At 68.1% G+C, this 26,539-nt stretch carries 23 protein-coding genes and 1 other RNA gene; 8 read left to right on the top strand and 16 right to left on the bottom strand.

Going from position 1 to position 26,539, the window contains the following annotated elements:
- The first annotated feature begins 8 nt into the window (after positions 1 to 8).
- Entirely contained in the window at positions 9 to 1,040 is a 1,032-nt protein-coding gene (locus WDU93_RS11650; protein WP_337320779.1) for a sugar-transfer associated ATP-grasp domain-containing protein, read from the top strand.
- A gap of 49 nt (positions 1,041 to 1,089) precedes the next feature.
- Here WDU93_RS11650 and murJ read toward each other — a convergent pair whose 3' ends face one another.
- The 4 genes from murJ to WDU93_RS11670 all read right to left on the bottom strand — a co-directional run bounded on the left by murJ (position 1,090) and on the right by WDU93_RS11670 (position 5,747).
- Complete coding sequence (gene murJ / locus WDU93_RS11655) at positions 1,090 to 2,670, bottom strand: murein biosynthesis integral membrane protein MurJ (RefSeq protein ID WP_337320781.1); 1,581 nt, start codon at positions 2,668 to 2,670, stop codon at positions 1,090 to 1,092.
- Between the two features lie 42 nt (positions 2,671 to 2,712).
- Complete coding sequence (locus tag WDU93_RS11660; protein ID WP_337320783.1) at positions 2,713 to 3,408, bottom strand: coenzyme F420-0:L-glutamate ligase; 696 nt, start codon at positions 3,406 to 3,408, stop codon at positions 2,713 to 2,715.
- Entirely contained in the window at positions 3,405 to 4,652 is a 1,248-nt protein-coding gene (locus WDU93_RS11665) for an RNA polymerase sigma factor (protein WP_337320785.1), read from the bottom strand. Before WDU93_RS11665 ends, WDU93_RS11660 begins: the two co-directional genes overlap by 4 nt.
- A 165-nt stretch (positions 4,653 to 4,817) precedes the next feature.
- Positions 4,818 to 5,747, bottom strand: a complete 930-nt coding sequence (locus tag WDU93_RS11670; RefSeq protein ID WP_337320787.1) for a proteasome assembly chaperone family protein — start codon at positions 5,745 to 5,747, stop codon at positions 4,818 to 4,820.
- Positions 5,748 to 5,866: 119 nt separating this feature from the next.
- Here WDU93_RS11670 and WDU93_RS11675 point away from each other — a divergent pair, with 119 nt between their 5' ends.
- The 3 genes from WDU93_RS11675 to sucB all read left to right on the top strand — a co-directional run bounded on the left by WDU93_RS11675 (position 5,867) and on the right by sucB (position 10,508).
- Positions 5,867 to 7,348, top strand: a complete 1,482-nt coding sequence (locus WDU93_RS11675) for a leucyl aminopeptidase (RefSeq protein WP_337320789.1) — start codon at positions 5,867 to 5,869, stop codon at positions 7,346 to 7,348.
- Position 7,349: 1 nt separating this feature from the next.
- Complete coding sequence (gene lpdA / locus WDU93_RS11680; RefSeq protein WP_337320790.1) at positions 7,350 to 8,723, top strand: dihydrolipoyl dehydrogenase; 1,374 nt, start codon at positions 7,350 to 7,352, stop codon at positions 8,721 to 8,723.
- 66 nt (positions 8,724 to 8,789) lie between these two features.
- On the top strand, positions 8,790 to 10,508 hold the full coding sequence (gene sucB / locus WDU93_RS11685) for a 2-oxoglutarate dehydrogenase, E2 component, dihydrolipoamide succinyltransferase (protein WP_337320792.1): 1,719 nt from the start codon (positions 8,790 to 8,792) through the stop codon (positions 10,506 to 10,508).
- Positions 10,509 to 10,526: 18 nt separating this feature from the next.
- Here sucB and WDU93_RS11690 read toward each other — a convergent pair whose 3' ends face one another.
- Positions 10,527 to 11,873: a hypothetical protein gene (locus tag WDU93_RS11690; RefSeq protein ID WP_337320794.1), complete on the bottom strand. Its 1,347-nt coding sequence runs from the start codon at positions 11,871 to 11,873 to the stop codon at positions 10,527 to 10,529.
- Positions 11,874 to 11,998: 125 nt separating this feature from the next.
- On the opposite strand from WDU93_RS11690, the gene WDU93_RS11695 reads away from it, so the two are divergent.
- Complete coding sequence (locus tag WDU93_RS11695; protein WP_337320796.1) at positions 11,999 to 12,709, top strand: DUF4191 family protein; 711 nt, start codon at positions 11,999 to 12,001, stop codon at positions 12,707 to 12,709.
- Positions 12,710 to 12,772: 63 nt separating this feature from the next.
- Here the strand turns inward: WDU93_RS11695 and WDU93_RS11700 are convergent, their stop codons facing one another.
- Positions 12,773 to 13,960, bottom strand: coding sequence for a RimK family alpha-L-glutamate ligase (locus tag WDU93_RS11700; RefSeq protein WP_337320799.1), 1,188 nt, complete (start codon positions 13,958 to 13,960; stop codon positions 12,773 to 12,775).
- A gap of 52 nt (positions 13,961 to 14,012) precedes the next feature.
- Here WDU93_RS11700 and WDU93_RS11705 point away from each other — a divergent pair, with 52 nt between their 5' ends.
- Positions 14,013 to 14,465: an ATP-dependent zinc protease family protein gene (locus tag WDU93_RS11705; protein ID WP_337320801.1), complete on the top strand. Its 453-nt coding sequence runs from the start codon at positions 14,013 to 14,015 to the stop codon at positions 14,463 to 14,465.
- Positions 14,466 to 14,480: 15 nt separating this feature from the next.
- Here WDU93_RS11705 and WDU93_RS11710 read toward each other — a convergent pair whose 3' ends face one another.
- The gene (locus tag WDU93_RS11710; RefSeq protein ID WP_337320803.1) at positions 14,481 to 14,909 is read right to left on the bottom strand and encodes an RDD family protein; all 429 of its coding nucleotides are present in this window, start codon (positions 14,907 to 14,909) and stop codon (positions 14,481 to 14,483) included.
- Positions 14,910 to 15,028: 119 nt separating this feature from the next.
- Between WDU93_RS11710 and glnA (WDU93_RS11715) the strand changes: the two genes are divergently transcribed.
- Positions 15,029 to 16,453 (top strand): type I glutamate--ammonia ligase, encoded by a 1,425-nt coding sequence (gene glnA / locus WDU93_RS11715; protein WP_337320805.1) that lies wholly within the window; start codon positions 15,029 to 15,031, stop codon positions 16,451 to 16,453.
- Between the two features lie 68 nt (positions 16,454 to 16,521).
- Here glnA (WDU93_RS11715) and WDU93_RS11720 read toward each other — a convergent pair whose 3' ends face one another.
- From WDU93_RS11720 to WDU93_RS11740, 5 genes are all read right to left on the bottom strand, one after another.
- Positions 16,522 to 16,680 (bottom strand): hypothetical protein, encoded by a 159-nt coding sequence (locus tag WDU93_RS11720; RefSeq protein WP_337320807.1) that lies wholly within the window; start codon positions 16,678 to 16,680, stop codon positions 16,522 to 16,524.
- A gap of 166 nt (positions 16,681 to 16,846) precedes the next feature.
- Positions 16,847 to 17,779: a diacylglycerol/lipid kinase family protein gene (locus tag WDU93_RS11725; protein ID WP_337320809.1), complete on the bottom strand. Its 933-nt coding sequence runs from the start codon at positions 17,777 to 17,779 to the stop codon at positions 16,847 to 16,849.
- A gap of 23 nt (positions 17,780 to 17,802) precedes the next feature.
- Positions 17,803 to 20,784: a bifunctional [glutamine synthetase] adenylyltransferase/[glutamine synthetase]-adenylyl-L-tyrosine phosphorylase gene (locus tag WDU93_RS11730; RefSeq protein WP_337320811.1), complete on the bottom strand. Its 2,982-nt coding sequence runs from the start codon at positions 20,782 to 20,784 to the stop codon at positions 17,803 to 17,805.
- A gap of 10 nt (positions 20,785 to 20,794) precedes the next feature.
- Positions 20,795 to 22,132 carry a type I glutamate--ammonia ligase gene (glnA, locus tag WDU93_RS11735; RefSeq protein WP_337320813.1) on the bottom strand — a complete coding sequence of 446 codons (1,338 nt, stop codon included), beginning with the start codon at positions 22,130 to 22,132 and terminating at the stop codon, positions 20,795 to 20,797.
- Between the two features lie 30 nt (positions 22,133 to 22,162).
- Entirely contained in the window at positions 22,163 to 22,378 is a 216-nt protein-coding gene (locus tag WDU93_RS11740) for an SPOR domain-containing protein (protein ID WP_337320815.1), read from the bottom strand.
- A 69-nt stretch (positions 22,379 to 22,447) separates the two neighbouring features.
- Here WDU93_RS11740 and ppgK point away from each other — a divergent pair, with 69 nt between their 5' ends.
- Positions 22,448 to 23,191 (top strand): polyphosphate--glucose phosphotransferase, encoded by a 744-nt coding sequence (gene ppgK, locus WDU93_RS11745; RefSeq protein ID WP_337320817.1) that lies wholly within the window; start codon positions 22,448 to 22,450, stop codon positions 23,189 to 23,191.
- Between the two features lie 54 nt (positions 23,192 to 23,245).
- Here the strand turns inward: ppgK and rnpB are convergent.
- From rnpB to WDU93_RS11765, 4 genes are all read right to left on the bottom strand, one after another.
- Positions 23,246 to 23,600, bottom strand: an RNA gene (rnpB, locus tag WDU93_RS11750) — RNase P RNA component class A.
- A 14-nt stretch (positions 23,601 to 23,614) separates the two neighbouring features.
- Positions 23,615 to 25,330, bottom strand: a complete 1,716-nt coding sequence (locus WDU93_RS11755) for a bifunctional 3'-5' exonuclease/DNA polymerase (RefSeq protein WP_337320819.1) — start codon at positions 25,328 to 25,330, stop codon at positions 23,615 to 23,617.
- 4 nt (positions 25,331 to 25,334) lie between these two features.
- Positions 25,335 to 26,066, bottom strand: coding sequence for a zinc ribbon domain-containing protein (locus tag WDU93_RS11760; protein ID WP_337320821.1), 732 nt, complete (start codon positions 26,064 to 26,066; stop codon positions 25,335 to 25,337).
- A gap of 40 nt (positions 26,067 to 26,106) precedes the next feature.
- Positions 26,107 to 26,499, bottom strand: coding sequence for a YchJ family protein (locus WDU93_RS11765; RefSeq protein ID WP_337320822.1), 393 nt, complete (start codon positions 26,497 to 26,499; stop codon positions 26,107 to 26,109).
- Positions 26,500 to 26,539 lie beyond the last annotated feature (40 nt).

Here is a 26,539-nt window from a genome sequence, read left to right on the forward strand (position 1 = left end):
CTTGACCGGTGGATCAGAAGCAGTTGCGCATGCGGTACCTCTTCGACCGGGCTCGGCGGCTCAATCCGACCCAGCTGTTCGAGCTCGCCCGCCAGGTCAAGCGCGTCTCCAAGGCGCCGCTGCCGGTCATCGTCGGCGACATGATCTGGTGCTCCGTGCGCTACGAGATGGGCTTCCGCGACTACGTGGTGTGGGACATCCGCATCCTCAACGCTCGCGAGCGGGCCACCTGGATGACGCACCCCAAGGCGTTCCGTCTGAACAAGACGCTCAACGCGCCGGAGTCGCGGGTCATGCTCGGCGACAAGATGCGCTTCCTCACCGACTTCGCCGACCTCACCCGGCGGGACTGGATCGACGCGACCACCGCGACCGACAAGCAGCTGCAGGAGTTCCTGGCCGCGCATCCCCGCGTGATCGCCAAGCCGGCCGCCGGCGAAGGCGGGGCCGGTATCGGCGTCTACGACGCATCGGAGATCTCCGACGTCGCCGAGTGGCGCGCGCAGCTCATCGAACGCGACCAGACGCTGCTCGAGCAGCTGCTGGAGCAGCACCCCGACCTCAACGCCGTCTACCCGGACAGCGTGAACACCGTGCGCATGATCACCTACCGCGACCCGCAGGACGAGCTGCACGTGATCGCGTCGGTGCTGCGCATCGGCAACGGTGCGGTCATCGACAACTTCGCCTCCGGCGGCATGTTCACGATGCTCGACGACAACGGCGTCGCACTGTATCCGGGGGTCGACAAGCAGTCGAACATCTACACCGAGCACCCTGTGACGGGCACGACCATCAAGGGCGTGAAGGTGCCCTACTACGACCAGGTCGTCGAGATGGTCACGGAGGCGTCGAAGCGTCTCCCCACGGTGCCGTACGTCGGGTGGGACATCGCGATCACCCCCGAGGGCCCGTCACTGATCGAGGCCAACCACAACTCGAGCGTGTTCCAGATGAAGCCCTCGGCATCAGGCATCCGCACCGGGCTGCTGTACCGCTACCGTGACGCCATCGGCGCCGACATCGTCGACAAGCGCTGACGCCGGGCCGGGGCGCTCGACGAGTTCAGGAACCCAGCCGAGGCGCCGCTCAGCGGCGTCGGAGGGCGCCGAGTGCGATGCGCAGTTCCGGCGCGCGCGTCAGGGCGAGCAGGGCCACGTAGACCGCGCCTGCGGCCGCCGCGATGAGGACGGATCCCACGGCTCCCGACAGCTGGCTGTCGGTCATCCAGCCGTCGGCGCCGCCGGTGATGACGTACACGCCCCATCCGGCAAGCCCGGCGGGGATCGCCATGAGGGCGAAGCGCGTGAGAGCCCACCAGGTCGAGCTCAGCCGCAACGGGCCAAGCTTGCGCCGCAGCAGGATCGTGGCCACCACCGTCTGAATGATGCCCGCGCAGGACTGGGCCAACGCGACGGCCGCCGCACGGTCGTCGATCGGCATCGTGAACCCGACGATGAGGGTCAACGTCAGCACCAGCCCCGCCTGCACCAGCGTGAAGACGAACGGCGTGCGTGCATCACCGTAGGCGTAGAACGTGCGCTGCACGATGAACAGCACCGCCATCGGGATGAGGCTCACGAGGTACGCCAGCAGCACGGGGGCGATGGCGACCGCATCCTCTGCGCTGCCACTGAACACTCGTGAGGCGGGCACGGCCGCCGCGGCGACCGCGGCCGTCGCGACCATGACGAACACCCCCAGCACACGCAGCGACTGTCCGATGTCGTCCAGCACCTGTTCGTGCTTCTCGGCTGTCGCATGCTCGCTGATGCGGGTGAAGTAGGGCGTACCGATGGCCAGGATGATGACCGAGTACGGCACCATGTAGACCAGCCAGGCGTAGCCGGATGCCGCCACCGACGGGTGATCGCCGGAGGCCGGCGTCACCACGAGAGCCTGCACGATGCCGACCAGCTGGCCGAGCAGGGTGGTGAGGAACGTCCAGGTCGCGAGCTTGCCCATGTGGCCGAGGCCCATGCCCCGCCACCGGAAGTCGAAGCGCAGCGGAATCCCGGCTTTCCGCCAGAAGAACGCCAGCACCAGGGTCTGCGCGATCACACCGAGCGTGGCCGTGCCTGCCAGGACGAACTCCATCAGCGGCGTCCAGGCGCTCACGATGCTGCGTCCACCGCCGAAGAGCCAGATGAAGACCAGGAACCCGACGATCGACACGACGTTGTTCGCGATCGGCGCCCAGGCGTAGGGCGCGAAGATGCGCCGGGCGTTGAGGATCTCGCCGAGCAGCGCGAACATGCCGTAGAAGAACAGCTGCGGGATGCACCAGTACGCGAACTGCACCGCCAGCGCATGCTGTTCAGGACCGTACTGCGAGTAGACGCTCACGAGCAGCGGCGCAGCAAACGTCGCCACGATCGTGACGGCGCCGACGGCGACCACACCGAGTGTGAGCAACTTCGCGAGGAAGGCATGTCCGCCATCCTTCTGCGCGCTCACCCGCACCACCTGCGGCACGATCACGCCCGTGAGCAGACCAGCCGAGATCACCTGGTAGATGCTGTTGGGCAGCTGATTCGCGGTCGCGAACGCGTCGCCCGCCTGGCCGATGCTGCCGACGGCGGCGACGAGCACCATGGCGCGCAGAAGCCCGGTGATGCGAGAGGCGAGCGTCCCTGCAGCGATCGTGGCGCTGGCGCGACCGAGTCCCATGCGTGCCCTTCGTACGGCGTGCCCCACGGGGCAGCGCAGAGGTCAGACGGTGCGGATCACACCCAGCGGGGTGGACTCGTGCCCCTGCCCCAGCGGGTTATCTCCGAGGATGCGAACCAGCCGCTGCTCGCCGGCGCGGTCCAGCGTCGAACCGAGGATGTTGCCGCCGATGTCGTTGATGTCGACGACCGCGACCTCGACCGGCACATCCAACAGCGACTGCACGTGCTGGGCGACCTGCTTCGGCTTCTCCGGTCCGAGCACGACTGCCGTGTTGTACGGCGGTATCGTGTGCGCGGTCGGGCCGTCGATAGACCGTGCCTTATAGCCGGCGACGCGGTAGAAGTCACCGCTGCGGCCGAAGGCCTTGGTCACGGCCGAGACGGCTGCCGCCAGCAGGATGCGGGGTGTGCCGCACTCGCGCAGCGCCATCTCCATCGTCTCGGGCATGCCGAGACCGATGCCGTAGCTGGTGCGCGTGACGTACTTCGAGAGGAAGCGCGCCAGCCCGCGGGGCTTGATCTCGTCGAGCTGGTACGACCGGCCCTGGGTGATCGCGACGATCTTCTCGGTGACGAACAGCAGGTCGCCCTGCTGCAGCTGCCCGGCCGTGTACTCGCGGATGATCTCGTCGAGTTCGTCACCGGGCATGACCACGCGCGTGCGGATCGGCAGACGCTGGTAGGCGACGCCATCGACGTCGATGCTGAGGGCCTTGCCCTTGTTCGCCTCGCTCACTCGAGGTAGTCCCGCAGCGACTGCGAACGGCTGGGGTGGCGCAGCTTGGCCATCGTCTTCGACTCGATCTGGCGGATGCGCTCGCGCGTCACGCCGAACGTGTCGCCGATCTGGTCGAGCGTCTTGGGCTGACCGTCGCCGAGACCGAAGCGCATCCGGATGACGCCGGCCTCACGCTCGGACAGCGAGTCGAGCAGCTGCTCGAGCTGACGCTGCAGCATGGTGAAGCCCACCGCGTCGGCCGGGACAACGGCCTCGGTGTCTTCGATGAGGTCACCGAACTCGCTGTCGCCGTCCTCGCCGAGCGGGGTGTGCAGCGAGATCGGCTCACGACCGTACTTCTGCACCTCGACGACCTTCTCGGGCGTCATGTCGAGCTCGCGGGACAGCTCTTCCGGGGTGGGCTCGCGGCCCAGGTCCTGCAGCATCTGGCGCTGCACGCGGGCGAGCTTGTTGATGACCTCGACCATGTGCACCGGGATACGGATGGTGCGCGCCTGGTCAGCCATAGCGCGGGTGATCGCCTGACGGATCCACCAGGTGGCGTACGTCGAGAACTTGAAGCCCTTGGTGTAGTCGAACTTCTCGACCGCGCGGATGAGACCGAGGTTACCCTCCTGGATCAGATCCAGGAACTGCATGCCGCGGCCGGTGTAGCGCTTGGCGAGCGAGACGACCAGACGAAGGTTGGCGCCGAGCAGGTGGCTCTTGGCGCGCTGTCCGTCGCGGGCGACCCACTGCAGGTCAAGCCCCAGCTGGCTGGTCTTCTCGGCAGCCGACATCGCCGAGAGCTTCTCTTCGGCGAACAGACCGGCCTCGATGCGCATGGCGAGCTCGACCTCTTCGGCCGCGTTCAGCAGCGCAACCTTACCGATCTGCTTCAGGTAGTCCTTGACCGGGTCGGCGGTCGCGCCGGTGATCTGCGTCGAGTAGACGGGGACGTCATCCTCATCACTGGAGGAAATGACGATCGCGCCCGTGGGCAGCGGCTCAGTGAAGGCGGGCTTCGCCGAACCCTCCTCGTCACCGTCGGCATCGGCGTCAGCTGCCGCCTCGGTGGGCTCGTCGACGATCTCCTCGTCGGCGGCCTTCTTCTTCGTCGCGCGCTTGGCCGGAGCCTTCTTGGCCGCGGGCTTGCGCGCGGTAGTCTTCTTCACCGGTGCGGCGGTGTCGACCTCGGCGGTCTCCGCGTCGGGTGTGTCGGTCGTCGTCGTCCGGGTCTTCTTGGTCGTGGCAGGAGTCACGTTTCGCCTTTCACGGAGCGGTGCACACGCTCCGGGCCATTTCGGACACTAGTAAGACCCTTGTCAAGCCTGAGCGCCGGAACGCCTGTTGACAACGGGTCGAGCATCCATTATCACACACCCGAAGAGGTCCGAGCGCCGTCCGCGGCGATATGATGCCGCGACTCAGCCCAGCTTGTCCTCGTCGCCGGGGCGACGATTGGCCAGATAGCGCTCCAGTTCGGCCGCAAGCTCGTCGGCGCTCGGAAGGTCACGCTCATCGAAACCACCCGGGTCTTCACCGTCGTCGTCTCGCCCGGCCATGTAGGCGTCGTAGCGCCGTTCCAGGTTGTGCACCATCTGTACGAGCTCATCGTTACCGGTCACCTGCTCCTCGACACGCCCCAGGTACTCCTCGCGCGATGCCTGCACGTCATCCATACGAAGGACAAGCCCCGTCGCGATCATCAGCTTGTCGGCGGCCGCGATCACCGTGTCGGGGTACTCGGTGTCGGCCAGGTAATGCGGAACGAGCAGAACGAATCCCACGACCTGCGCTCCCGACTCGACGAGTCGATATTCCAGCAGGTGCGCAGCTGTCGACGGCACCTGCGTGCGAGGGCGCCAGACCGAATGCGCGGCGGTGAGATCGCGTCGGTTGCCGCTCACGGTCGTGCCCAACGGGCGAGTGTGCGGCACCGGCATGGCAATCGAATGCACCCACGCAACACTGCCGACGGCGTACTCAGCGACCAGGGCGAGCACCGTGTCCGCGAACGCGTTCCAGGCGAAGTCAGGCTCGTAGCCGGAAAGCAGCAGGAACGGCTGCCCCAGGGCGTCGTGGGCCAGTGCCAGCTCGAGGCGGGCGGGCCGGAACTCGGTGAGGTGATCCTGATCGAAGATCATCACCGGCCGGCGCGCCCGGTAATCAAGCAGCAGGTCGTTGTCGAAGATCGCGACCGGCTTCGGGTCGGTGGTCTCGTGCAAGTGGTCGATCAGCCCCGACACCGCGTTGCCGGCATCGGTGAACCCGGTGAGCAGGATGACCAGAGGCAGCCCCGCGGGAACGACGGGACCGTCTGCGGGGCGTTCGAGGAGCTCTCCGGAGATGGGCATGTCTCCATGCTACGAGCCGCCCGAGCCGCGGGGCCCCCGTTCGTGTCGCCCACAGCGAACACGCCGCAGCACGCTGCGCCGGTCGGCGCCGACCGACGACACGCTCCTAGGATGGAACCATGACGCTTCCCGTGATCTCGCACACGACCGATCCGTTCCCAGGAAGTGCTGCCGACGCCGCAGTGCTCGTCATCCCCTCTCCCGACAGCGCCCCCGAAGCCATCGTCGGCTTCGCCGGGCTCGCCGAGACGCTTGAGGGGATCGGCTACAAGGGAGGTGCGTCCGCCTACACCCGCGTACACGCACCGGATGTGACCACTCTCCCGCTCGCTGTCGTCAGCGCCGGCAAGAGCCCCGACGCCAAGACCGTCCGGGATGCCGTCGCAACGGCCATCCGCTCCCTCACCGGCTTCAGCACGGTGGCGATCGGCCTTGCCGGTGGACTCGAGGAGTTCGCCGCCGCGGCGGCCGAGGGTGCCCTTCTGGGCGGCTATCGCTTCGACGACTACCGCTCCGACAAGGGTGCGTCGAAGGCCGACACCCTGATTCTGCACGCGGAGAAGCTCGACGAGGCCGACCTCGCGCACGCACGTGCCGTCGCGGAGGCAGTGGCCCTGGTGAAGGATCTCGTCAACGTTCCTGCCGAATGGCAGAGCCCGGCCGATCTGGCGCAGTCCGCGGTCGATGCGGTGGCCGATCTTGACGTCGACGTCGAGATCTTCGACGAATCGCGCCTCGAGGCCGAGGGGTACGGCGGCATCATCGGTGTCGGCCGCGGCTCCGACCGCCCCCCGCGCCTCGTTCGCCTGGACTACTCCCCCACCGGCGCAGCGCGGCACATCGCCCTGGTCGGCAAGGGCATCACCTTCGACACCGGTGGCCTCTCGCTCAAGCCGGCGGCCAGCATGATGGGCATGAAGTTCGACATGGCGGGCGCAGCGACGATCCTCGCCGTGATCCGCGCCATCGCCCAGCTGCGGCTGCCCGTGCACGTCACTGCGTGGATGTGCATCGCCGACAACATGCCGTCCGGCCGCGCCACGCGCCCCGGCGATGTGCTGCGGATCCTCGATGGACAGACGGTCGAGGTCACCAACACGGACGCCGAGGGGCGCTTGGTGCTGGCCGACGGCCTCGTTGCGGCCAGTCGTGAGAACCCCGACGTGATCATCGACGTCGCCACTCTGACCGGCGCCATCATCGTCGCCCTCGGCATGCGCCACACCGGCGTGATGGGTGAGGAGGCGACGGTGCGCGAGTATCTGGATGCGGCCGATGCCAGCTCTGAGCTCGCCTGGCCGCTGCCGCTGCCCGAGTACATGGAAGACTCGCTCGACTCGCGGATCGCCGACATGGTCAACGCGAATCTCGGGGATCGCTCGGGCGGATCGCTGTTCGCGGGGCTCTTCCTCCAGCGCTTCGTCGGCAAGACCGGCGAAGAGGATGACGCACCCCGGATCCCGTGGGTGCACCTCGACATCGCCGGCTCGTCGGAGCACACCTCTTCGCCCTACGGCTTCACGGAGAAGGGCCCGACGGGCGCGGCAGTCCGTTCCCTGATCGCGTTCGCTGAGGCTTCGGCCGCTAAGACGGAGGCATGACATGACAACGCACACCGCAGACATCGTCATTCTCGGCGGAGGCAGCGGCGGTTACGCCGCCGCGCTGCGCGCTGCCGAGCTCGGCAAATCGGTGATCCTCATCGAGAAGGACAAGGTCGGCGGCACCTGCCTGCATCGCGGATGCATCCCGACCAAGGCGCTGCTGCATGCCGCGGAAGTTGCCGACCACACTCGCAGCGCCGCATCCGTCGGCGTCACGGCGACGTTTGAGGCGATCGACCCGGCCGGGGTCCGTGCGTACCGTGAGGGCATCGTCGCCAAGAAGTACAAGGGCCTGCAGGGTCTGATCACGGCGCGCGGCATCACCGTCGTGGAAGGCGAAGGGCGCCTCGCCGGCGACCGCACCGTCATTGTCGGCGACGACCACTACGTCGGTACGGACGTCATCCTCGCCACCGGTTCCTACAGCCGCTCGCTGCCCGGTCTCGAGATCGGCGGACGCATTCTCACCAGCGAGCAGGCGCTCGCCCTCGACGAGGTTCCGGGCAAGGTGCTCATCCTGGGCGGTGGCGTGATCGGTGTCGAGTTCGCGAGCGTGTGGCGTTCGTTCGGCTCGGAGGTCACCATCATCGAGGCGCTCCCGCACCTGGTGCCCAACGAGGACATCACGCTGAGCAAGGGGCTGGAGCGCGCCTTCCGTCGCCGTGGCATCGCGTACTCGCTCGGCGTGCGGTTCCAGAGCGCCACTCAGGATGCCGATAGCGTGACGGTCACCCTCGAGGGCGGCACCACCCACACCGCCGACTACCTGCTGGTCGCCGTCGGGCGTGGACCGCTGACGGCTGACCTGGGGTACGAAGAGGCCGGCGTCGGCATCGAGCGCGGGTTCGTCGTGGTCGACGACCAGCTGCGCACCGCGGTGCCCGGTGTCTGGGCTGTCGGCGACATCGTGCCCGGCCTGCAGCTCGCGCACCGCGGGTTCCAGCAGGGCATCGCCGTCGCTGAGCGCATCAGCGGCATCGACGTCCCCGCGCAGCCGGAGACGCAGATCCCCCGCGTGACGTACAGCAGCCCGGAGGTGGCATCCGTCGGCATCACCGAGGAGGCCGCCGTCGCCGCGCACGGCGCGGACGCCGTGGTGGCGTACGAATACAACCTGGCTGGCAACGGCAAGAGCGAGATCATCGGCACGGGCGGCACGGTGAAGGTCGTGCGCCAGAAGGATGGTCCCGTACTCGGCGTGCACCTGATCGGCGATCGTGTCGGCGAGCTCATCACCGAAGGTCAGCTCGCTGTCGCCTGGGAGGCACACCCCGAAGACATCGCCCCGCTCATCCACGCGCACCCGACGCAGAGCGAGGCGCTCGGCGAGGCGTTCCTCGCTCTGGCCGGAAAACCATTGCACGCACTCTGAACAGCACCAACCTGGCGCTGAGGTCACTAAGCTGAATGCGTCACAGACTTCGAAGGAGACTCAGTCATGAGCACACCCGTGATCCTCCCCGCTCTCGGCGAGAGCGTCACTGAGGGTACGGTCACCCGCTGGCTCAAGCAGGTGGGCGACACCGTACAGGCGGACGAGGGCCTGCTCGAGATCTCGACCGACAAGGTCGACACCGAGATCCCCTCGCCCGTGAGCGGCGTGATCGAAGAGATCCTCGTCGCCGAGGACGAAACCGTCGAGGTCGGCGCGCTCCTCGCACGGATCGGCGATGGCAGCGGAGCGGCATCGTCCGACGACGCTCCCTCGGCCGCCGCGCCCGAGGCCGAGGCCGCACCTGCTGCCCCGGCTGCAGAGCCCGCGCCCGCTGCGGAGCCGGCCCCGGCCGCTGAGGCTGCGCCCGCGGCTGAAGCCGCGCCGGCACCCGCCGCTTCCGGCGACGCCACCGATGTGGTGCTGCCCGAGCTGGGCGAGAGCGTCACCGAGGGCACTGTCACCCGGTGGCTGAAGCAGGTCGGCGATGACGTCGCCGTCGACGAGGCTCTTCTCGAGATCTCGACCGACAAGGTCGACACCGAGATCCCGTCACCTGTCGCCGGCACGCTGCAGGAGATCCTGGCCGCCGAGGATGAGACGATCGCCGTCGGCGCCGTTCTCGCCCGCATCGGTTCGGGCGCACCCGCTGCTGCTCCGGCGCCCGCTGCTCCGGCGCCTGAGGCTGCTCCGGCTCCGGCACCCGCAGCTGCTCCGGCTCCCGCTGCGGCTCCGGCCGCCGCCCCCGCACCTGCACAGGCAGCGCCGGCGCCCGCCGCGGAGGCAGCGCCCGCTGCGCCCGCAGGTGACAGCGACTCGCTGTACGTGACGCCGCTCGTGCGTCGCCTCGCTTCGCAGCAGGGCGTCGACCTGGCATCCGTGCAGGGCACCGGCGTCGGTGGCCGCATCCGCAAGGAAGACGTGCTGAAGGCCGCTGAGACGAAGTCCTCGGCTCCCGCCGCTGCAGCTCCTGCGGCTCCCGCAGCGCGCGCGCCTCGCGAGATCTCGCCGCTGCGCGGCACCACGGTGCCGATGTCGCGCCTGCGCAAGGTGCTGGCAGAGCGCGCGGTCGCGTCGATGCAGCAGACCGCACAGCTGACCACCGTGGTCGAGGTCGACGTCACGAAGCTCGCGGCGTACCGCGACTCGGTGAAGGCTGAGTTCCAGCAGAAGACCGGTGACAAGCTGTCGTTCCTGCCGTTCTTCGCTCTGGCTGCCGCCGAGGGCCTGCAGGAGTACCCGATCATCAACTCGACCGTCGACGGCACCGACATCGTCTACCCGGCGACCGAGAACCTCTCGATCGCGGTCGACACCGAGCGTGGCCTGCTCACGCCGGTGCTGCGTGACGCGGCGTCGAAGAACCTGGCGCAGATCGCGCACGAGATTGCCGACCTGGCTGCTCGCACGCGCGACAACAAGCTGAAGCCCGACGAGCTTGCCGGCGGCACGTTCACGCTGACCAACACCGGTTCGCGTGGCGCGCTGTTCGACACTCCGGTCGTGTTCCTGCCGCAGTCGGCGATCCTCGGCACCGGCATCGTCGTCAAGCGCCCCGGTCTGGCCAAGGTCGACGGCAACGACGCGATCGCGATCCGCTCGTACGTCTACCTCGCACTGTCGTACGACCACCGCACGATCGACGGCGCAGACGCCGCGCGCTTCCTCGGTTCGGTGAAGGCGCGCCTCGAAGAGGCGAACTTCGCCGCTGATCTCGGGATCTGATCCCGCCAGCGACACAGCTCATGGCTGGTCTGCGACGTCATAGACGTCACGGACCAGCCATGAGTCGTTCTGGCGCACGAGCACGAGCATCTGGCGCTCTCCGTTCGCGTCGAGGCGCACGACTGCGACGTCGCCGTAGTCCTCGACCGGAGTGATGTCTGGCGCGGACACATCGGCCATCAGGGCCGCGAGCACCCGCTCGCCCGCGCCGGGAGCGACCGCGACCGCGCAGTTCGTGTCGCCCTCGGAACGGCAGGAGGCGAGCGCCGACACCAGGGTGGTGGCGACAGCCTCGGTGCCATCGGGCGCCGCACTCTTCGTGTCTCCCGCCGGTGGTGCTGCCGCCCCGGTCGCGTCCGCCGGACGAGGCGACTCCTGTGCGGCTGTCTCGTCTGCTGGTTGCGCTGTCGACGTCTGCACCTCCTCGTCTGCCTGCGACGAATCGGGCGCCTGCGGCCACATCAATCCCGCTGCCAGCACGATCGCGCCGGCCCCTGCGGCGAGGATGACCATGCGGCGCCGCGGCGCCCGGCCGGGCCGCGGACTGACGTCATGACGGTTGTGCTGCCGCGGAGCACGCTCCCCGCGCGCGGGCATGAGCCGCCGCCCGATCGCACCCACTGCCCCCGCGTGCCGTCCGACAGCGTCGGCGGCCCGCCGGATCAACCCACGAACACCGGCCTCGGCACGCTCGTCGAGTGGGACGGCGACATGCGCCCGATGCAGCGGGATTCCCGTCACCGGTTCGGGGGCGAAGACGTCGCGCTGGAGTGCCCGTGGTGCGGCGTGAGCGGTGAGATTCGTCTCCCAGACGGCGAGCCGTTGACGTATGACGCGGTGGTCGTCCGGCATCCGCTCGATCTCAGCCAGCGCCCGATCCAATGCACGATCCGCGATCACGCCCCGCACCTGTCCCACCAGGGTGCGTGTGGCTCCGATCACCGCGTCGCCCTCGCCGGCGACGAAGAGGGGCCGGGCGTCGTCCGCAAGCCACCAGACGCCCACCAGGGCCTCACCACCGCACTCCTCGATCCCCCGCAACATGCTGGCGACCAGTGTGACCGCCTCTCCGGGACTGAGCGAGGCACCCGCGCCCTCCCGTCGTGCGAGGAACGTCGCGACCCGTTCCGCGCACCAGGGCAGCAGCGCGTCGTGTCCGTCGGAACGTCGGACAAGGTCGCGTACCCCTGCGACGTGAGCAGCATCCCCATACCGCCACAGCGCGGCGCCGACGGTCTCCACGTCGACCCTCACGCGCACGCCATCACCGTCGGCCACAAGCACCCCGACGAACGCCGACTCACCGGCATCGACCGGCCGGATCACCCGGTGCGCCTCCGGGAGCAGGTGGGTTGTCGGTTCCATGCCTTCATCACACCCGATGCGGCGGCCGTCACATCCGGCGATTCCCGGAAACTGTGCACAAGCCCTGCGCGAACGCCGCCTGTGCGGAGCAATACGAACGCCTCTGACTGGGTAGGCTGGTCGGCATGGCAAAGCGTGCTCCCGAACCTGAGAAGCGTCCCGGCTTCTTCTCCCAGATCCGTTCCCTCTTCCGCTTCACGCGCGAGGTGTACGGCTGGCTCCCGTGGGCGCAGATCGCGATCATCGTCGGCGGCGTTCTCCTCGGCCTGATCCTCGGCCTCCTGCTCGGGCAGGCCGGCGTCCTGCCGATGATCCTGTGGGGCTTCACCGGTCTCATGTTCGGCATCCTGGGCGCCATGATCCTCATGACGCGCCTGTCGACCACGGCGATGTACAAGAAGATCGACGGGATGCCCGGCGCTACCGGCCACGTTCTCAGCACGAGCTTGGGTCGCAGCTGGACGGCAGGAGACACCCCCGTCGGGATCAACCCCAAGACGCAGGAGGCGGTCTACCGTGCCGTAGGTCGCGGCGGCATCGTGATCGTCGGTGAGGGTACCCGCGGCCGGCTCACGCGTCTGGTGAACGAAGAGCGCACGAAGGCGCAGCGCGTCGCCCACGGCGTGCCAGTCACCGTGCTGTACGTGGGTCACGGTGACGGCGACGTCGCCATCGCCGACCTGGCGAAGACCATCAAGAAGCTGCCCAAGGCCATCGACAAGGCCACTCAGGCCGCCGTCATTCGCCGTATCGACTCGGTGTCCCAGTCGCTCTCGTCGCTGCCGATCCCGAAGGGCATCGACCCGACCAAGGTGCGCGGACAGCGCCCGCGCTGACCTTCAGCGCACACAAAGGAGGGCCCGTCTCGCTGTGAGACGGGCCCTCCTCTTTGCGCGGGGTCACTCCCCCATCGGCTCCTTCGGCAGCCGGCGCACCTTGGCGCGGCGGCGACGGCGCTCAGGGATCATCGAGCGCATCTCCTCGAGCTTGCCGAAGCACAGCAGTCTGTCCTCAGCCTCGAGCACAACGTTCTTGCGCGGGTTGGGGATGACGCTGACGCCGCGGTGCAGCGTCAGCACCGTGATGTCGCGGTCCCAGAGGCCCAGATCGCCGAGGCGCTTGCCGACCTGCTCCGCACCGGCGTGCATCACCAGCTCGGCCACGCCGTAGCCGGTCGACACGCTGAGCCGCTGACGGATGTCGATCTCGGGGAACGCCACCTGAGCGGCGATGTAGTCGATGATGGCGCCGGCGACGTCGAGCTTGGTCGCCGCCTCGATGCCCTGCAGACCGGGCGAGGAGTTGACCTCCATCACCAACGGCCCGTCCTCGCCCTCGAGCATGTCGACGCCGGCGACACGCAGACCCATGATCTGTGCCGACCGCACGGCCGTCTGCTCGTACACCGGGTCGAGGGTGACCGGTTCCACGCGTCCACCGCGGTGCACGTTGGAGCGGAACTCGTCACCGTCGGCGACGCGGCGCATCGCGGCGACGACCCGGTCGCCGACGACGAGGGCACGGATGTCGCGACCGCGGCTTTCGGCGATGAACTTCTGGATCAGCACGTTCTGCTTCGTCGAGTGCAGGGTCTCGATGATCGCCTCGGCGACCTTGACCTGCGGGGCCAGGATGACACCGATGCCCTGGGTTCCTTCGAGCAGCTTGATCACCACGGGGGCGCCACCGACTCGCTCGATCGCCTGGCGCACGTCGGCGCGGTTGCGCACGAAAGCGGTGGCGGGCATCGCGATGTTGTGGCGCGAGAGGATCTGGTTGGCGCGCAGCTTGTCACGAGCGCTGGAGATGCCGTTCGCGGTGTTGGGCGTGTAGACGTCCATCTGCTCGAACTGGCGCACCACGGCTGTGCCGAAGTAGGTGATCGAGTTGCCGATGCGCGGCAGGATCGCGTCGTAGTCGCTGAGTTGCCTGCCCCGATAGAGCAGGTCGGGCGCGTCAGCGGTCAGATCGATCGCGAAGCGCAAGGTGTTCAGCACCTTGACGTTGTGCCCTCGCTGCTGCGCGGCGGCGCGCAGACGCTGGGTCGAATAGGCCTGAGGTGCCCGGGAGAGGACAGCGATCTTCACAGAGGTTTCCTGCCAGGATGTAGGGGTGAGTCGGTCTTCCCATTCAAACACGATGACGGGCTGGCGCGAGTGGGTCGGCCTGCCCGATCTCGACGTCGACTGGATCAAAGCCAAGATCGACACCGGCGCCCGCACCTCTGCGTTGCACGCCTTCGATGTGCGCGAGTTCGATCGTGACGGCGAAGACTGGGTGCGCTTCAAGGTCAAGCCCTGGCAGAACAGCCAGGAGGATGCTGTGACGGTCGAATGCCCCGTGCACGACCGCCGGGCCGTGCGCAGCTCGTCCGGGCACGCACAGGAGCGTCTGGTGGTGCAGCTGCGGGTGCGGCTGGTCGACCGTGAGGTCATCGCCGAGGTCACACTCACCAATCGCGACGAGATGGGATTCCGGATGCTGATCGGGCGCGAAGCGCTGCGTCAGGGCTACAGCGTCGATCCGGCGCGCTCGTTCTTCGGACCGCGGGCACCACGCGAAACACGACGCCGCAACCGCGGCAAGGTCTAACGCCCGGGCGGCCGCTCAGGCGCGGATGAGCACGGTGCCCGCGATCTTGTCGTGGAGACCCCGCTGATCGGCATCCCAGATCACGGCGGGGATGACAAGGATCAGCAGCAGCGTGCGCACGATCGGTCGCCACAGACCCGTCCATCCGCCACCCAGGCGTTCTACACGCATACCGACGATGCGGTGCCCGGGGCTGCCGCCCGCGGTCGGCAGGAAGAGGATCTGGATCACCGCGAAGACGATCATCGGTGCGAACTGCCGCCAGCCGGCCTCGTACGGCAGCGCCCACGGATCGTACGCCAGGAAGGCCATGGCGATCACCGTCGCTGCGGTGTAGTCGATGAGCAGGGCCGCGATCCTGCGGCCGATCCGGCCGATGCTGCCCGGGCCCTGCGCGGGCAGTCCGAGGCGTTCACCGGGGTAGCTGTTGGCGGCATCCGTCACCCCTCCAGCCTACCGAGCCGCTGTAACATGCTCGAAACACAGATGACACCCCTGGGAAACGCTGCGGCCTTAGCCTGCGTAAGGTTGCTATCGACCAGAACCCGATTCAGGAGTCGTACATGTTCAAAGATCCCGCAGAGGTGCTTCAGTACATCAAGGAGCAGGACGTCAAGTTCCTGGACATCCGTTTCACGGATCTCCCCGGTGTTCAGCAGCACTTCAACATCCCTGCTGTTTCCGTCGACGAAGACTTCTTCCGCGACGGGCAGCTGTTCGACGGGTCCTCGATCCGCGGCTTCGCCAGCATCCACGAGTCGGACATGCAGCTCATCCCCGACGTGACCACCGCCTACCTCGACCCCTTCCGGGCAGAGAAGACGCTGATCATGGTCTTCGACATCTACAACCCGCGCACGGGTGAGATCTACTCGAAGGACCCGCGTCAGGTCGCCAAGAAGGCCGAGAAGTACCTCGCCTCCACCGGCATCGCCGACACCGCGTTCTTCGCCCCCGAGGCCGAGTTCTACATCTTCGACGACGTGCGCTACGAGGTGAAGGCCGGCAAGAGCTTCTACTCGGTCGACTCCGAAGAGGCCGCGTGGAACTCGGGCCGCAAGGAAGAGGGCGGCAACCTCGGCAACAAGACCCCCTTCAAGGGCGGCTACTTCCCCGTCTCCCCCGTCGACAAGCAGGCTGACCTGCGCGATGACATCGTGCTGAAGCTCGCTGACGCCGGCCTCATCGTCGAGCGTTCGCACCACGAGGTGGGCACCGCCGGCCAGGCCGAGATCAACTACCGCTTCGACACGATGGTGCACGCGGCTGACGACGTGCTGAAGTTCAAGTACATCGTCAAGAACACCGCCGAGGAGTGGGGCAAGACGGCCACGTTCATGCCCAAGCCCCTGTTCGGCGACAACGGCTCGGGCATGCACACCCACCAGTCGCTGTGGCTCGACGGCAAGCCGCTCTTCTTCGACGAGGCAGGCTACGGCCAGCTCAGCGACATCGCCCGCTGGTACATCGGTGGTCTGCTCAAGCACGCTCACGCGGTGCTCGCGTTCACCAACCCGACCCTGAACAGCTACCACCGCCTGGTGAAGCACTTCGAGGCGCCGGTCAACCTGGCCTACTCCGCCGGTAACCGCTCCGCTGCCGTTCGCATCCCGCTGACCGGGTCCAACCCCAAGGCCAAGCGCATCGAGTTCCGCGTGCCGGACGCCTCGGGCAACCCGTACCTCGCCTTCGCCGCGCAGATGATGGCGGGCCTCGACGGCATCAAGAACCGCATCGAGCCGATGGAGCCGATCGACAAGGACCTCTACGAGCTCCCGCCCGAGGAGGCCAAGAACATCCCGCAGGTGCCGAACTCGCTGCTGGACTCGCTGAACGCACTGGAGGCCGACCACGACTTCCTGCTCGAGGGCGGCGTGTTCACCAAGGAGCTCATCGACACCTGGATCTCGTACAAGTACAACCAGGAGATCCTGCCCATGGCGCAGCGTCCCCACCCGTACGAGTACGAGCTGTACTACGGCGTCTGATCAGACCAACACGAAAGAGCCCGTCACCGGCAGGTGGCGGGCTCTTTCGTGTTGTCTGAGCGTCTCGGTCAGAGCGTCTCGGGCGGTGGGGCGAAGAAGCCGCCGCGGTCCCGGTCGATGTCCTTGATCAACTCGGGGTCGAGCGCATCGTCGAGCTCTTCCTTCTCCTCGTTAAGGATCTCTTCCTCTTCGGCATCCGTCTTCTTGCGGTGTTCGTGTTCGCGCATGTGGTCACGCTACGCCGATCACGGTCGTTGCAACAGGACCCTTCGACAGGCTCAGGGACCCTTCGACAGGCTCAGGGACCTAGGACAGGCTCAGGGACCCAGGACGGGCTCAGGGCCCTTCGACAGGCTCAGGGACCCACCTGGGGGCTCAGGGACCCACCGGGGGTCAGCAGAGGACGCGGACGGCGCCGGGCTGCACGCGCACGGCGTAGGAGGCCACGTCGCCTGCCTCCTCGCCGTCGATCTCGAACGGCTGCGGTGACGCGAGCGTGACCTGGATGCGCTCGGCGGTGGCGTACTGGGCGTGATCAGTGCTCTGCGGCGCCTCATCGGTGCCGCCGCCGAGAAGACGACGGATGCCGTTGTCCCAGACGACCGCGCGCAGGGTGTCCATCCACTGCAGCGCCCCGTCGGCGCTCACGAGCAGCAGGTCGAGCCGGCCATCGTCTGGTTCGGCGTCCGGCAGCAGCGTCAGCCCGCCCTGGATCATGCCGCAGTTGCCGATCAGCAGCGTGTGCCCCGACTTCTGCTGCGGCTCTCCGTCATCCAGGGTCAGGGTGACGTCCACGACCTCCGAGGCCGCCACCGCACGCCCCATGGCCTCGGCGTAGGCCAGCCAGCCAGCCTTGTCCTTCAGATCGTCGTCGGTCTCCGAGAGCATGTTCGCGTCGAGTCCGAAACCGATCATCACCAGGAACCCGGTCTCGTCGTCCCCGTCGTCGGTTCGAACCCAGCCCATGTCGATGTCGCGCGTGCGTCCCTCGGCGATCCGACCGAGAGCGGCGCTGATGTCGCCGAGCGGAATGTCGAGGTTACGAGCAAGGAGATTCCCTGTGCCCTGCGGCACGATCCCGAGGCGAGCCGCATCGGGGTTCTCCGCGCGGGCGAGCACCTCAGCGACGATCCGCACGGTGCCGTCGCCACCGACCGCGATGACGGTGTCGCAGCCCTCGGCGAGGGCCTGCTCGGCCATCTCGCGTCCGGGGTCGTCCGCGGAGGTCTCCCACCAGCGCACTTCTTCGTCGCCGAACGCGTGCGCGGCCGCATCGCGCAGCGCTGCCTCGTCGACCTTCGTGGGGTTCCACACGATAGCGATCACGATGTTCTCCTTCGGTCGGGCGGTCACCCGTAGAACTGGGTCTCGAACACACGTCGCGCGCGACGGGTGACCCGCATGTAATCCTCTTCCAACGTGAGCGCGGAGCGATCAGGGTACCCGAGCAGGCGCCCGACCCCATCGAGCTCGCGCACATCGAGCGGCAGCACATCCTTGGTCTGGCCGGTCAGCAGTGTCATCGCCGAGCGCAGCCGGCTCGACAACAGCCAGGCCTGCCGCAGCTGCTCAGCGCCGCCCTTCGGCAGCAGATCGGCCTCGACCGCGGCATCCAGCGCCTGCAGTGTCGACGTGGTGCGCAGCCCCGGGATCCGGTGCCCGTCGCGCAGTTGCAGCAATTGCACCATCCACTCGACATCGCTCAGCGTGCCAGGCCCGAGTTTGAGGTGGCGACGCGGATCCGCCCCCTGCGGCAGCCGCTCCCCCTCGACCCGCGCCTTGATGCGCTTGATCTCGCGAAGATCCTGCAGCCCGATGGTGGCGGGATAACGGATGCCGTCGGCCAGCTCGGTGAACCGGGCGATCAGCTTCGCGCTGCCGGCGATCCCGCGCGCCCGCAGCAGCGCTTGCGCCTCCCAGGACAGCGACCAGCGACGGTAGTACTCCGCATACGCCTCGAAGGTGCGCACGATCGGGCCATTGCGGCCCTCGGGGCGCAAGTCGGCATCGAGATCGAGGGGCAGCCGGTGGTCGGTGAGGTGCTCACGCAGACCGGCGACGATTTTCGCCGCGAGCTGGGCCGCCCGCTGCGGCTCCACACCGTTGGCGTCGTACACGTACAGGATGTCGGCATCCGAGCCGAATCCGAGCTCGGCCCCGCCGAGTCGCCCCATGCCGATGATCGAGAAGTCCAGAGCGTCATCCTGCTCCGTGACGACCTCGCGACGCACGGCGCGAAGCGCGGCCTGAATCGTGGCCTCGGTGATGTCGCTGAGAGACTGGGCGACCTCATGGATGTCGATGACGTCGAGCACCGCGCCAATGGCTGTGCGCAGCAACTCACGCCGGCGCAGGCCGCGCACCGCCTTCATAGCCGGTTCGATCGACGGATGCCTGCTCTGGATCGCACGCGCCTCGGCATCCAGCGCCGCACTGGAGCGCGGCCGCAGGGCCTCCGGGCTGTCCAGCCAGGCCACAGATTCGGGGATCCACTCCATCAACTCGCCCACGTACCGGGACAGGCTCAGCACCCGTGTCAGACGTTCCGCGGCGCCGGATGAGTCACGCAGCATCCGCAGAAACCACGGGGTGTTGCCCAGGCGTTCGCTGATGCGACGGAAGGCGATCAGCGCATAGTCCGGGTCGGTCCCATCGGCAAACCACCGCAGCATGACCGGCATGAGGTGGCGTTGGATCGTCGCCTTGCGGCTGATGCCGGAGGTGAGCGCGGCGATGTGGCGCAGGGCACCGGCCGGATCACGGAAGCCGATCGCCGCGAGGCGCGACCCCGCCTGCTCCGTCGACAGAGTGCGCTCCGCCTCGGGCAACGACGCCACCGCGCTCAGCAGCGGACGATAGAACAACCGGACGTGCAGATCGCGCACCTCGCGGCGGACGTTCTCCCACAGCGCGCGCAGACCGGCCGCGTTTTGGGCGAGTCCGCTGGCGCGGGCGAGGAGGCGCTCCCCTTCTTCCGTGCGCGGCATCAGATGCGTGCGCTGCAGATCGTGCATCTGCAGGCGGTGCTCCAGCAGGCGCAACACACGATAGTCCTGTGCGAACGCCGCGGCCTCGGCACGACCGATGTACCCACCCGCCTCAAGTGCAGCCAACGACTCGAGGGTGCCGCGGGTACGCAGCGACTCGTCGTCCAGCCCGTGCACGAGCTGCAGCAGCTGCACCGTGAACTCGATGTCACGGAGACCCCCGGGGCCGAGTTTCAGCTGATAGGGCACGTCGTCCGGCGGGATGTGGTCGGTGACACGTTCCCGCATCCGCTGCACGCTGCCGACGAAGTCTTCCCTGGCGGCGCTCGACCACACCTTGGGCTGCACGGCGTCGATATAGGCGGCGCCGAGTTCCGCATCGCCGGCCATGGCCCGCGCCTTCAGCAGCGCCTGGAACTCCCAGCTCTTCGCCCAGCGCTCGTAATACGCCCGATGCGAGTCCAGGGAGCGCACCAGGGCGCCCTGCTTGCCCTCAGGCCTGAGCGCGGCGTCGACCTCCCACAGGGGCGGCTCCGCCTCATAGGCCGAGATCACGCGCATCAGTTCACGCGCGAGCTGGGTGGCGATGTCGATCGCCCGCGACTCGCTGACGACCTCTTCATCGGCGGTGGCCGCCACGAAGATGACATCGACGTCGCTGACGTAGTTCAACTCGCGAGCGCCGGCTTTGCCCATGCCGATGATGGCCAGTCGCGTGGCAGCAACCTGATCGCGCGGGCGGTCTCCCCCCTCGCCCCCGACATCAGCGCGCGCGATTGCCAGCGCGGCCTCCAGCGCGGCTGCCGCCGCATCCGCCAACGCCGCAGAGACGCCCGCGATGCCGTCGACGGGATCGGACGCGGCGAGATCGGCTGCCGCGATCTCGGCCAGCACACGACGGTACGCGACACGCAGGGCGATCCGCGCGGACTCGCCGGGCTCGGCAAAACTGTCTCTCGCACCGACTGCGGTCAGCATCCGCTCTCGCAGCTCTGTCGCGTCGGGCAGGGTCGTGCGCAGCACCGCTGTGGCTTCGAACTGCTCGGGCCGGCGTTCGAAGAACCCTGCGAGCCCCCGGGAGGCGCCGAACAGCCGCCAGGTCGCGGCCCGCGCACCCGGATCGCCGAGCACGGCGCCCACCCGGGCAGGATCGCGGCGTGCGACACGCACCATGCCGGTCAGTGCACTGTCGGGGTCGGCCGCATCCAAACCGTCCAACAGAGCGGCACGGTCAAGACCCGTCAGCTCGCTGAGCTCAGCGAGGCCCGCGGACGCGGCAGAGAGTTCGTCAAACCCCAGGCGCGCGAGCGCAGAGAGCGACACGGACGCATCGGGGCGGGACATCAGGCTCCGTTCAGAGCAGCTCGAGGTTGCTCTTCAGCTCGAAGGGGGTCACCTGCCCGCGGTACGCCTCCCACTCCTTGCGCTTGTTCAGCAGCACGTAGTTGAAGACCTGCTCGCCCAGGGTCTCGGCCACAAGCTCCGACTCCTGCATGTACTCGAGGGCGTGATCAAGGCTGGCCGGCAGCGAGCCGTACCCGAGCGCACGACGTTCGGAGTCGCTCAGCGACCAGACGTTGTCCTCTGCCTCGGGCGGGAGCTCGTACTCCTCCTCGATGCCCTTGAGCCCGGCGGCGAGCATGAGCGCGAACGACAGGTAGGGGTTCGTGGCCGAATCCAGGGCACGGTACTCGACGCGTGTCGACTGCCCCTTGTTGGGCTTGTACATCGGCACCCGGACGAGCGCGGAACGGTTGTTGTGCCCCCACGTGATGAAGCTCGGCGCCTCGTCGCCGCCCCACAGGCGCTTGTACGAGTTCACGAACTGGTTGGTGACGGCGGCCATCTCGTTCGCGTGGCGCAGCAGTCCGGCGATGAACTGGCGCCCGGTCTTGGACAGCTGGTACTTCGCGCCAGCCTCGTAGAACGCGTTGGTGTCACCCTCGAACAGCGACATGTGCGTGTGCATGCCGCTTCCGGGATGTCCGCTCAGCGGCTTCGGCATGAAGGTCGCGTACACGCCCTGCTCAATCGCGACCTCCTTGATCACCGTGCGGAAGGTCATGATGTTGTCCGCGGTGGTGAGGGCGTCGGCGTACCGCAGGTCGATCTCGTTCTGACCGGGCCCGCCCTCGTGATGGCTGAACTCCACCGAGATGCCGAGATCCTCCAGCATCCGGACAGACCGACGGCGGAAGTCGTGCGCCGTTCCGCCGGGAACGTTGTCGAAATAGCCGGCAGAGTCCACTGGGACGGGTCCCTCGGGTCCGAAGGACGACGACTTCAGCAGGTAGAACTCGATCTCGGGATGCGTGTAGAACGTGAACCCGGCATCCGCAGCCTTGGCGAGCGTGCGTCGCAGCACGTTGCGGGGATCAGACACCGCGGGTCGGCCGTCCGGGGTGGTGAGGTCGCAGAACATGCGCGCCGTCGGATCGATCTCGCCCCGCCACGGCAGCGTCTGGAACGTGGTCGGGTCGGGCTGCGCGAGCAGGTCCGACTCGTAGGTGCGAGTCAGACCCTCGATCGCAGAGCCGTCGAAACCGATGCCCTCCGCGAACGCTCCCTCGACCTCGGCCGGCGCGATCGCCACTGATTTGAGAGTGCCGATGACGTCGGTGAACCACAGGCGCACGAACTTGACGCCGCGCTCCTCGATCGTACGGAGCACGAAATCCCGCTGCTTGTCCATGGCCACCTCTGGTCCCTCGTCAGTCCGTCGTTACTTCGCGGTGTCGTGCGAGTCAGGACCCCAGGCGTCCTCCTCGGCGTCCTCGGTGGTCCATGCCCGCGAACGCTCCGCGACCACCTCAGGCGCGTGCGCAGCCTCTTCGGCCGTGTCGAACGGCCCGATGCGGTCGATCGAAGGCGAGAGCATGCCGTATTCGACCTCGCCGGTGGTGGAGTTGTACCAGTACTTGTGGTCGCCGTCGATCATGCGAATCCCTTCGTCAAGTTGTCGACATCGATCCTAATCGGGTGCACCGGGATCGCTAGGCTATTCGGCATGACTCAGGCAATCGGCGTGGACATCGGCGGCACGGGAATCAAGGGCGGGGTCGTGAACCTCACCCACGGCACGCTCGACTCCGAGCGTGTGCGCATTCCGACTCCCGAAGGCGCGCATCCGGCAGACGTTCTCGACACCGTGCGGCTCGTGCTCGAAAAACTCGGCGTGGCAGACTCGAACCTGCCTCTCGGCGTCGCCTTCCCGGCCATCGTCAAGCACGGTCGCACCCTTTCGGCTGCGAACATCTCCAAGGACTGGGTCGGCTTCGACGCAGAGCATTTCTTCGAGCAGGGCCTCGGCCGCGACATCACGTTCGTGAACGATGCGGATGCTGCGGGCGTCGCCGAGGCACGCCACGGTGCAGCTCGTGATGCGCGCGGGCTGACGATCATGACGACGCTCGGCACCGGCATCGGCTCCGCCTTCCTCTACGACGGCCTGCTGATCCCCAACACCGAGCTCGGCCACCTGCAGCGCGATGGCGAGTCGATCGAGCGCTGGACGGCGTACTCCGCCATGGAGCGCGAGAAGCTGAGCTGGGAGGCGTGGTCCGCCCGTCTGCAGGAGTTCTACTCACACGTGGAGTTCCTCTTCAGCCCCGACCTGTTCGTGGTCGGTGGAGGCGTCTCGAAGCATCCGGAGAAGTTCCTCCCCCTGCTCGACCTGCGCACGCCGATCGTCGCTGCCGTGCACCGCAACAACTCCGGCATCATCGGTGCCGCCTCGCTCGCCGCGAGCTGAGCGTACACACCACGAAGGCCAGGCACCGATCATCGGTGCCTGGCCTTCGTGGTGCGAGCGGGCCGGCCTGTACGCCGGGTTCTGTCCCGGGGCTGTGCCCCATAGACGGCCATCTCTCTCGGCGACACGTTGCCGTGCCGCTCCAGCGGTCTACCCGAGGACTCGGCGAGCCGCGTCAACATCCTCTGTCTGACCTTGCTCCGGGCGAGGTTTACCTGGCGGATCGTGTCACCACGACCCCCGGTGGTCTCTTACACCACCCTTTCACCCTTACCCCTTGCGGGGCGGTCTACTCTCTGTGGCACTGTCTCGCGGATTGCTCCGGGTGGGTGTTACCCACCGCCCTGCCCTGTGGAGCCCGGACGTTCCTCGGTGCGGTCTCCCGCAACGCGACCGTCCAGCCGACCCGTTCGCCCGTCCAGTCTACGGCCCCTTGGCCGCATCCGAGCCGACGCTGAGATCCAAGGGGACGTCGATGGTGAAGCCCGGAAACAGGCGCGCCGTGGCCGCCACGGCCGCAGCCTGCACGGCCTCGGCGACCAGCGCAGCCTGCTCGACTGGCGCGTGCACGACGACCTCATCGTGCAGGAAGAACGCCAGGTGCGCCCGGACCCCGAACACCGCGCCGGACTCCGGAGCCGGAACGGATGCCGCAGGCAAGGCCGACAATCGGTGCCGAATCTCCGCCAGCCACAGCAGCGCCCATTCGGCAGCGGTGCCCTGCACCACGAAATTGCGTGTGAAGCGTCCTCGCTCGCGAGCGCGGCTGCGCGCAGCGGACTGCGCCGTACCGCCCGCATCCGGATCGCCGGCGAGTGACTGGGTGTGTCGCCACCCTGCGTCAGGCCGGGGTGAGCCACGCCCCAGCAGAGTGCTGACGACCCCGCCGTCCTCGCCCACCCGCGCAGCCTCATCGACCAGCGCCATCGCGCGTGGGAACACCGCCCGGAGCCGAGGGACGAGACGCCCGCTCTCCCCCGTCGTGGCGCCGTACATGGCGCCGAGCACGGCGTACTTGGCCTCGTCACGACTGGCGACGGCACCGGAGCGCACGACGCCCTCGTAGAGATCGGCACCGCGCGCGGCATCCGCCATCGACCGGTCCTTCGACATCGCGGCCAGCACGCGGGGTTCCAGCTGGGCGACATCAGCTTTCACCAGCGTCCAGCCCTCGGCGGCGCGCACCGCCGGGCGAAGCTGACGGGGAATCTGCAGCGCACCGCCGCCGGACGAGGCCCAGCGTCCGGTCACCACCCCACCGGTGAGGTACACCGGACGAAATCGGTCTTCATGCACCCAATCGTCAAGCCAGGCCCAGCCGTTCGCCGTGAACAGGCGGGCGAGCTTCTTGTAGCGCAGCAACGGTTCCACCACCGGATGATCCACCTCGGCAAGGTGCCACCGTGATGTCGATTCGACCAGCACCCCGGCTCTGTGCAGCGCGCGCAGCAGGCGCGGCGGGCTGTCGGGGTTGACCGACGGGTCGTCCAGCGCCGCGCCGATCTGCTCCGCAAGCCGCGCCATCTGCGCCGGCCGGGCGCCACGCATCGGCCGCGGGCCCAGCTCGTCTTCCAGGATGCGCTCATGAGTCGCCCTGCTCCACGGCAGACCTGCGGCCGTCATCTCCTCGGCGACGAGCGCTCCGGTGGATTCGGCAAGGCACAGCAGCGCGAGGCGACCGTCGGGGGCGCCGGCCAGAGCGGAGCGTTGCCTGGCCCACTCAGCCTCTACTTCTGCGATCGTGTCGGATCCCGCATCGGCACCGACGCGCACCTCGAACAGCGCGGGGCGGGCGTGCGCGTCCTCTCCGGCGATCTCCGCGCGGCTCCACAGCGTCGACGGCGCCACCGGTGCCGCCAGTGCGGGCGAGTCGCGCAGGATCGCGTGGGCCAGCAGGAGATCGTGGGCGCGCCGGAGACGGATGCCGTCTGCGAGCAGTGGCGGGTAGAACGACCGCAACGAGCGCACGATCCAGCGCGGGTGCCAGCGCTCCTCTTGCTCCGCCACCCACGGGTTGAAGTCGGCGTCGGAAACAGCAATGGCAACGCCGGGCTCCTCACCCACGACCGGGAGGGCATGCCATCCCGCTCCCGGTGCACGGCCGACAATGAATGCGGTCGGCGAGACCGGCTCGCTCACGCCATCACAGGCCGGATTCTTCGGTACGCACGAGGATTCCGCCGCACTCGGGGCACGAGATGACCTCGTCGGACGGTGCGCGTCGGATGGCCGTCAGGTCGGTACCGGAGAGCACCATGCGGCACCCCTCACAGACACCGGCGCGCAGCAGTCCCGCGCCGATGCCGCGGGCGGCCCGACGTTCGTAGTCAGCCAGCAAGGCTGCATCCACGGTCGCCGCGACCGCAGCGCGATCACGGGTCAGCTGCTCGCCCTCGGTGGCCGCGGCGGCCATGCCTGCCTTGGCCTGTGCCGTCAGCTGTGCGCCCTCGGCGTTGGTCGTGTCGATCAGCGCCTGCTGAGCCGCGACGGCGGCCTCGGCCTCTTCCACGCGACCCATGACCTCGAGTTCGGCGTCCTCGAGGGCGCTCAAGCGGCGCCCGAGGCTCTCGATCTCGTGCTCAAGGGCCTGCGCCTGCTTTGCGTCGTTCGCGGCGGCGAGGCGCTCCGCATCGCGGTCGCGGCGCTGCTCGGCGAGCTTCACGTCGGTCTCCAGGCGCGCGAGCTCCGCCTTCGCATCGTCGAGCACCCCGGTGAGGGTGGTCAACTCGCGCAGCTGTTCCTGCTTCACCCCGGCGAGTTCGTTGATCCGCGCGCCATCGGCGGGCTGCGTGCGTGCGCGCTCGGTCTGCGTGATGCGGCGATCGAGCTCGGCAATGTCGAGCAGGGTGCGCTGGTTCTCGGGGCTGGCTTTCACAGCTCAAATCTACCCGGCATCGACGCGTGCGCGCGTGGGGTCACCAGGTCACGCCGTCGAGGTAGAACCAGGCCCCGCCCTCACGGACGAATCGGCTGCGCTCCTGCAGCACGCCGCGTTCGCCGTCGTGACGGTAGTGCGCCGCGAACGCGACTTCGCCTGCGTCGTCGAACGGACCGCCAGTGACGTGATCGACGACGTCGAGGCGCATCCACCGCACGTCCTCGTCCAGCTCAAGACTGGTCGGGCGTGTCGACGGGTGCCACGAGCGCAGCAGGTAGTCGGCATCAGCCAGAGCAAATGCGGTGTAGCGGGAGCGCATCAGACGCACGGCCGTCGGCGCGCGCCGGCCCGCGAGGAGAGGGCCGCAGCAGGAGCCGTACACGTCGCCGCTGGTGCACGGACACCGGGCGTCATCAGCGAGGAAGGACATGCCTTCATCGTGCCAGGCGCGCGTAGGCTGACCACACGCC

The sequence above is a fragment of the Microbacterium istanbulense genome (genome assembly GCF_037204145.1).
In the GTDB taxonomy this organism is placed as follows: domain Bacteria; phylum Actinomycetota; class Actinomycetes; order Actinomycetales; family Microbacteriaceae; genus Microbacterium; species Microbacterium istanbulense.

Coding starts and splice junctions, on each gene's coding strand:
- WDU93_RS11695 (WP_337320796.1), top strand. CDS start 11,999: ATGGCAAAGCGTGCTCCCGAACCTGAGAAGCGTCCCGGCTTCTTCTCC.
- WDU93_RS11670 (WP_337320787.1), bottom strand. CDS start 5,747: ATGCCCATCTCCGGAGAGCTCCTCGAACGCCCCGCAGACGGTCCCGTC.
- WDU93_RS11765 (WP_337320822.1), bottom strand. CDS start 26,499: ATGTCCTTCCTCGCTGATGACGCCCGGTGTCCGTGCACCAGCGGCGAC.
- glnA (WP_337320813.1), bottom strand. CDS start 22,132: ATGGACAAGCAGCGGGATTTCGTGCTCCGTACGATCGAGGAGCGCGGC.
- WDU93_RS11720 (WP_337320807.1), bottom strand. CDS start 16,680: ATGCGCGAACACGAACACCGCAAGAAGACGGATGCCGAAGAGGAAGAG.
- sucB (WP_337320792.1), top strand. CDS start 8,790: ATGAGCACACCCGTGATCCTCCCCGCTCTCGGCGAGAGCGTCACTGAG.
- WDU93_RS11730 (WP_337320811.1), bottom strand. CDS start 20,784: ATGTCCCGCCCCGATGCGTCCGTGTCGCTCTCTGCGCTCGCGCGCCTG.
- WDU93_RS11690 (WP_337320794.1), bottom strand. CDS start 11,873: ATGGAACCGACAACCCACCTGCTCCCGGAGGCGCACCGGGTGATCCGG.
- ppgK (WP_337320817.1), top strand. CDS start 22,448: ATGACTCAGGCAATCGGCGTGGACATCGGCGGCACGGGAATCAAGGGC.
- glnA (WP_337320805.1), top strand. CDS start 15,029: ATGTTCAAAGATCCCGCAGAGGTGCTTCAGTACATCAAGGAGCAGGAC.
- WDU93_RS11705 (WP_337320801.1), top strand. CDS start 14,013: ATGACGGGCTGGCGCGAGTGGGTCGGCCTGCCCGATCTCGACGTCGAC.
- WDU93_RS11675 (WP_337320789.1), top strand. CDS start 5,867: ATGACGCTTCCCGTGATCTCGCACACGACCGATCCGTTCCCAGGAAGT.
- WDU93_RS11740 (WP_337320815.1), bottom strand. CDS start 22,378: ATGATCGACGGCGACCACAAGTACTGGTACAACTCCACCACCGGCGAG.
- murJ (WP_337320781.1), bottom strand. CDS start 2,670: ATGGGACTCGGTCGCGCCAGCGCCACGATCGCTGCAGGGACGCTCGCC.
- lpdA (WP_337320790.1), top strand. CDS start 7,350: ATGACAACGCACACCGCAGACATCGTCATTCTCGGCGGAGGCAGCGGC.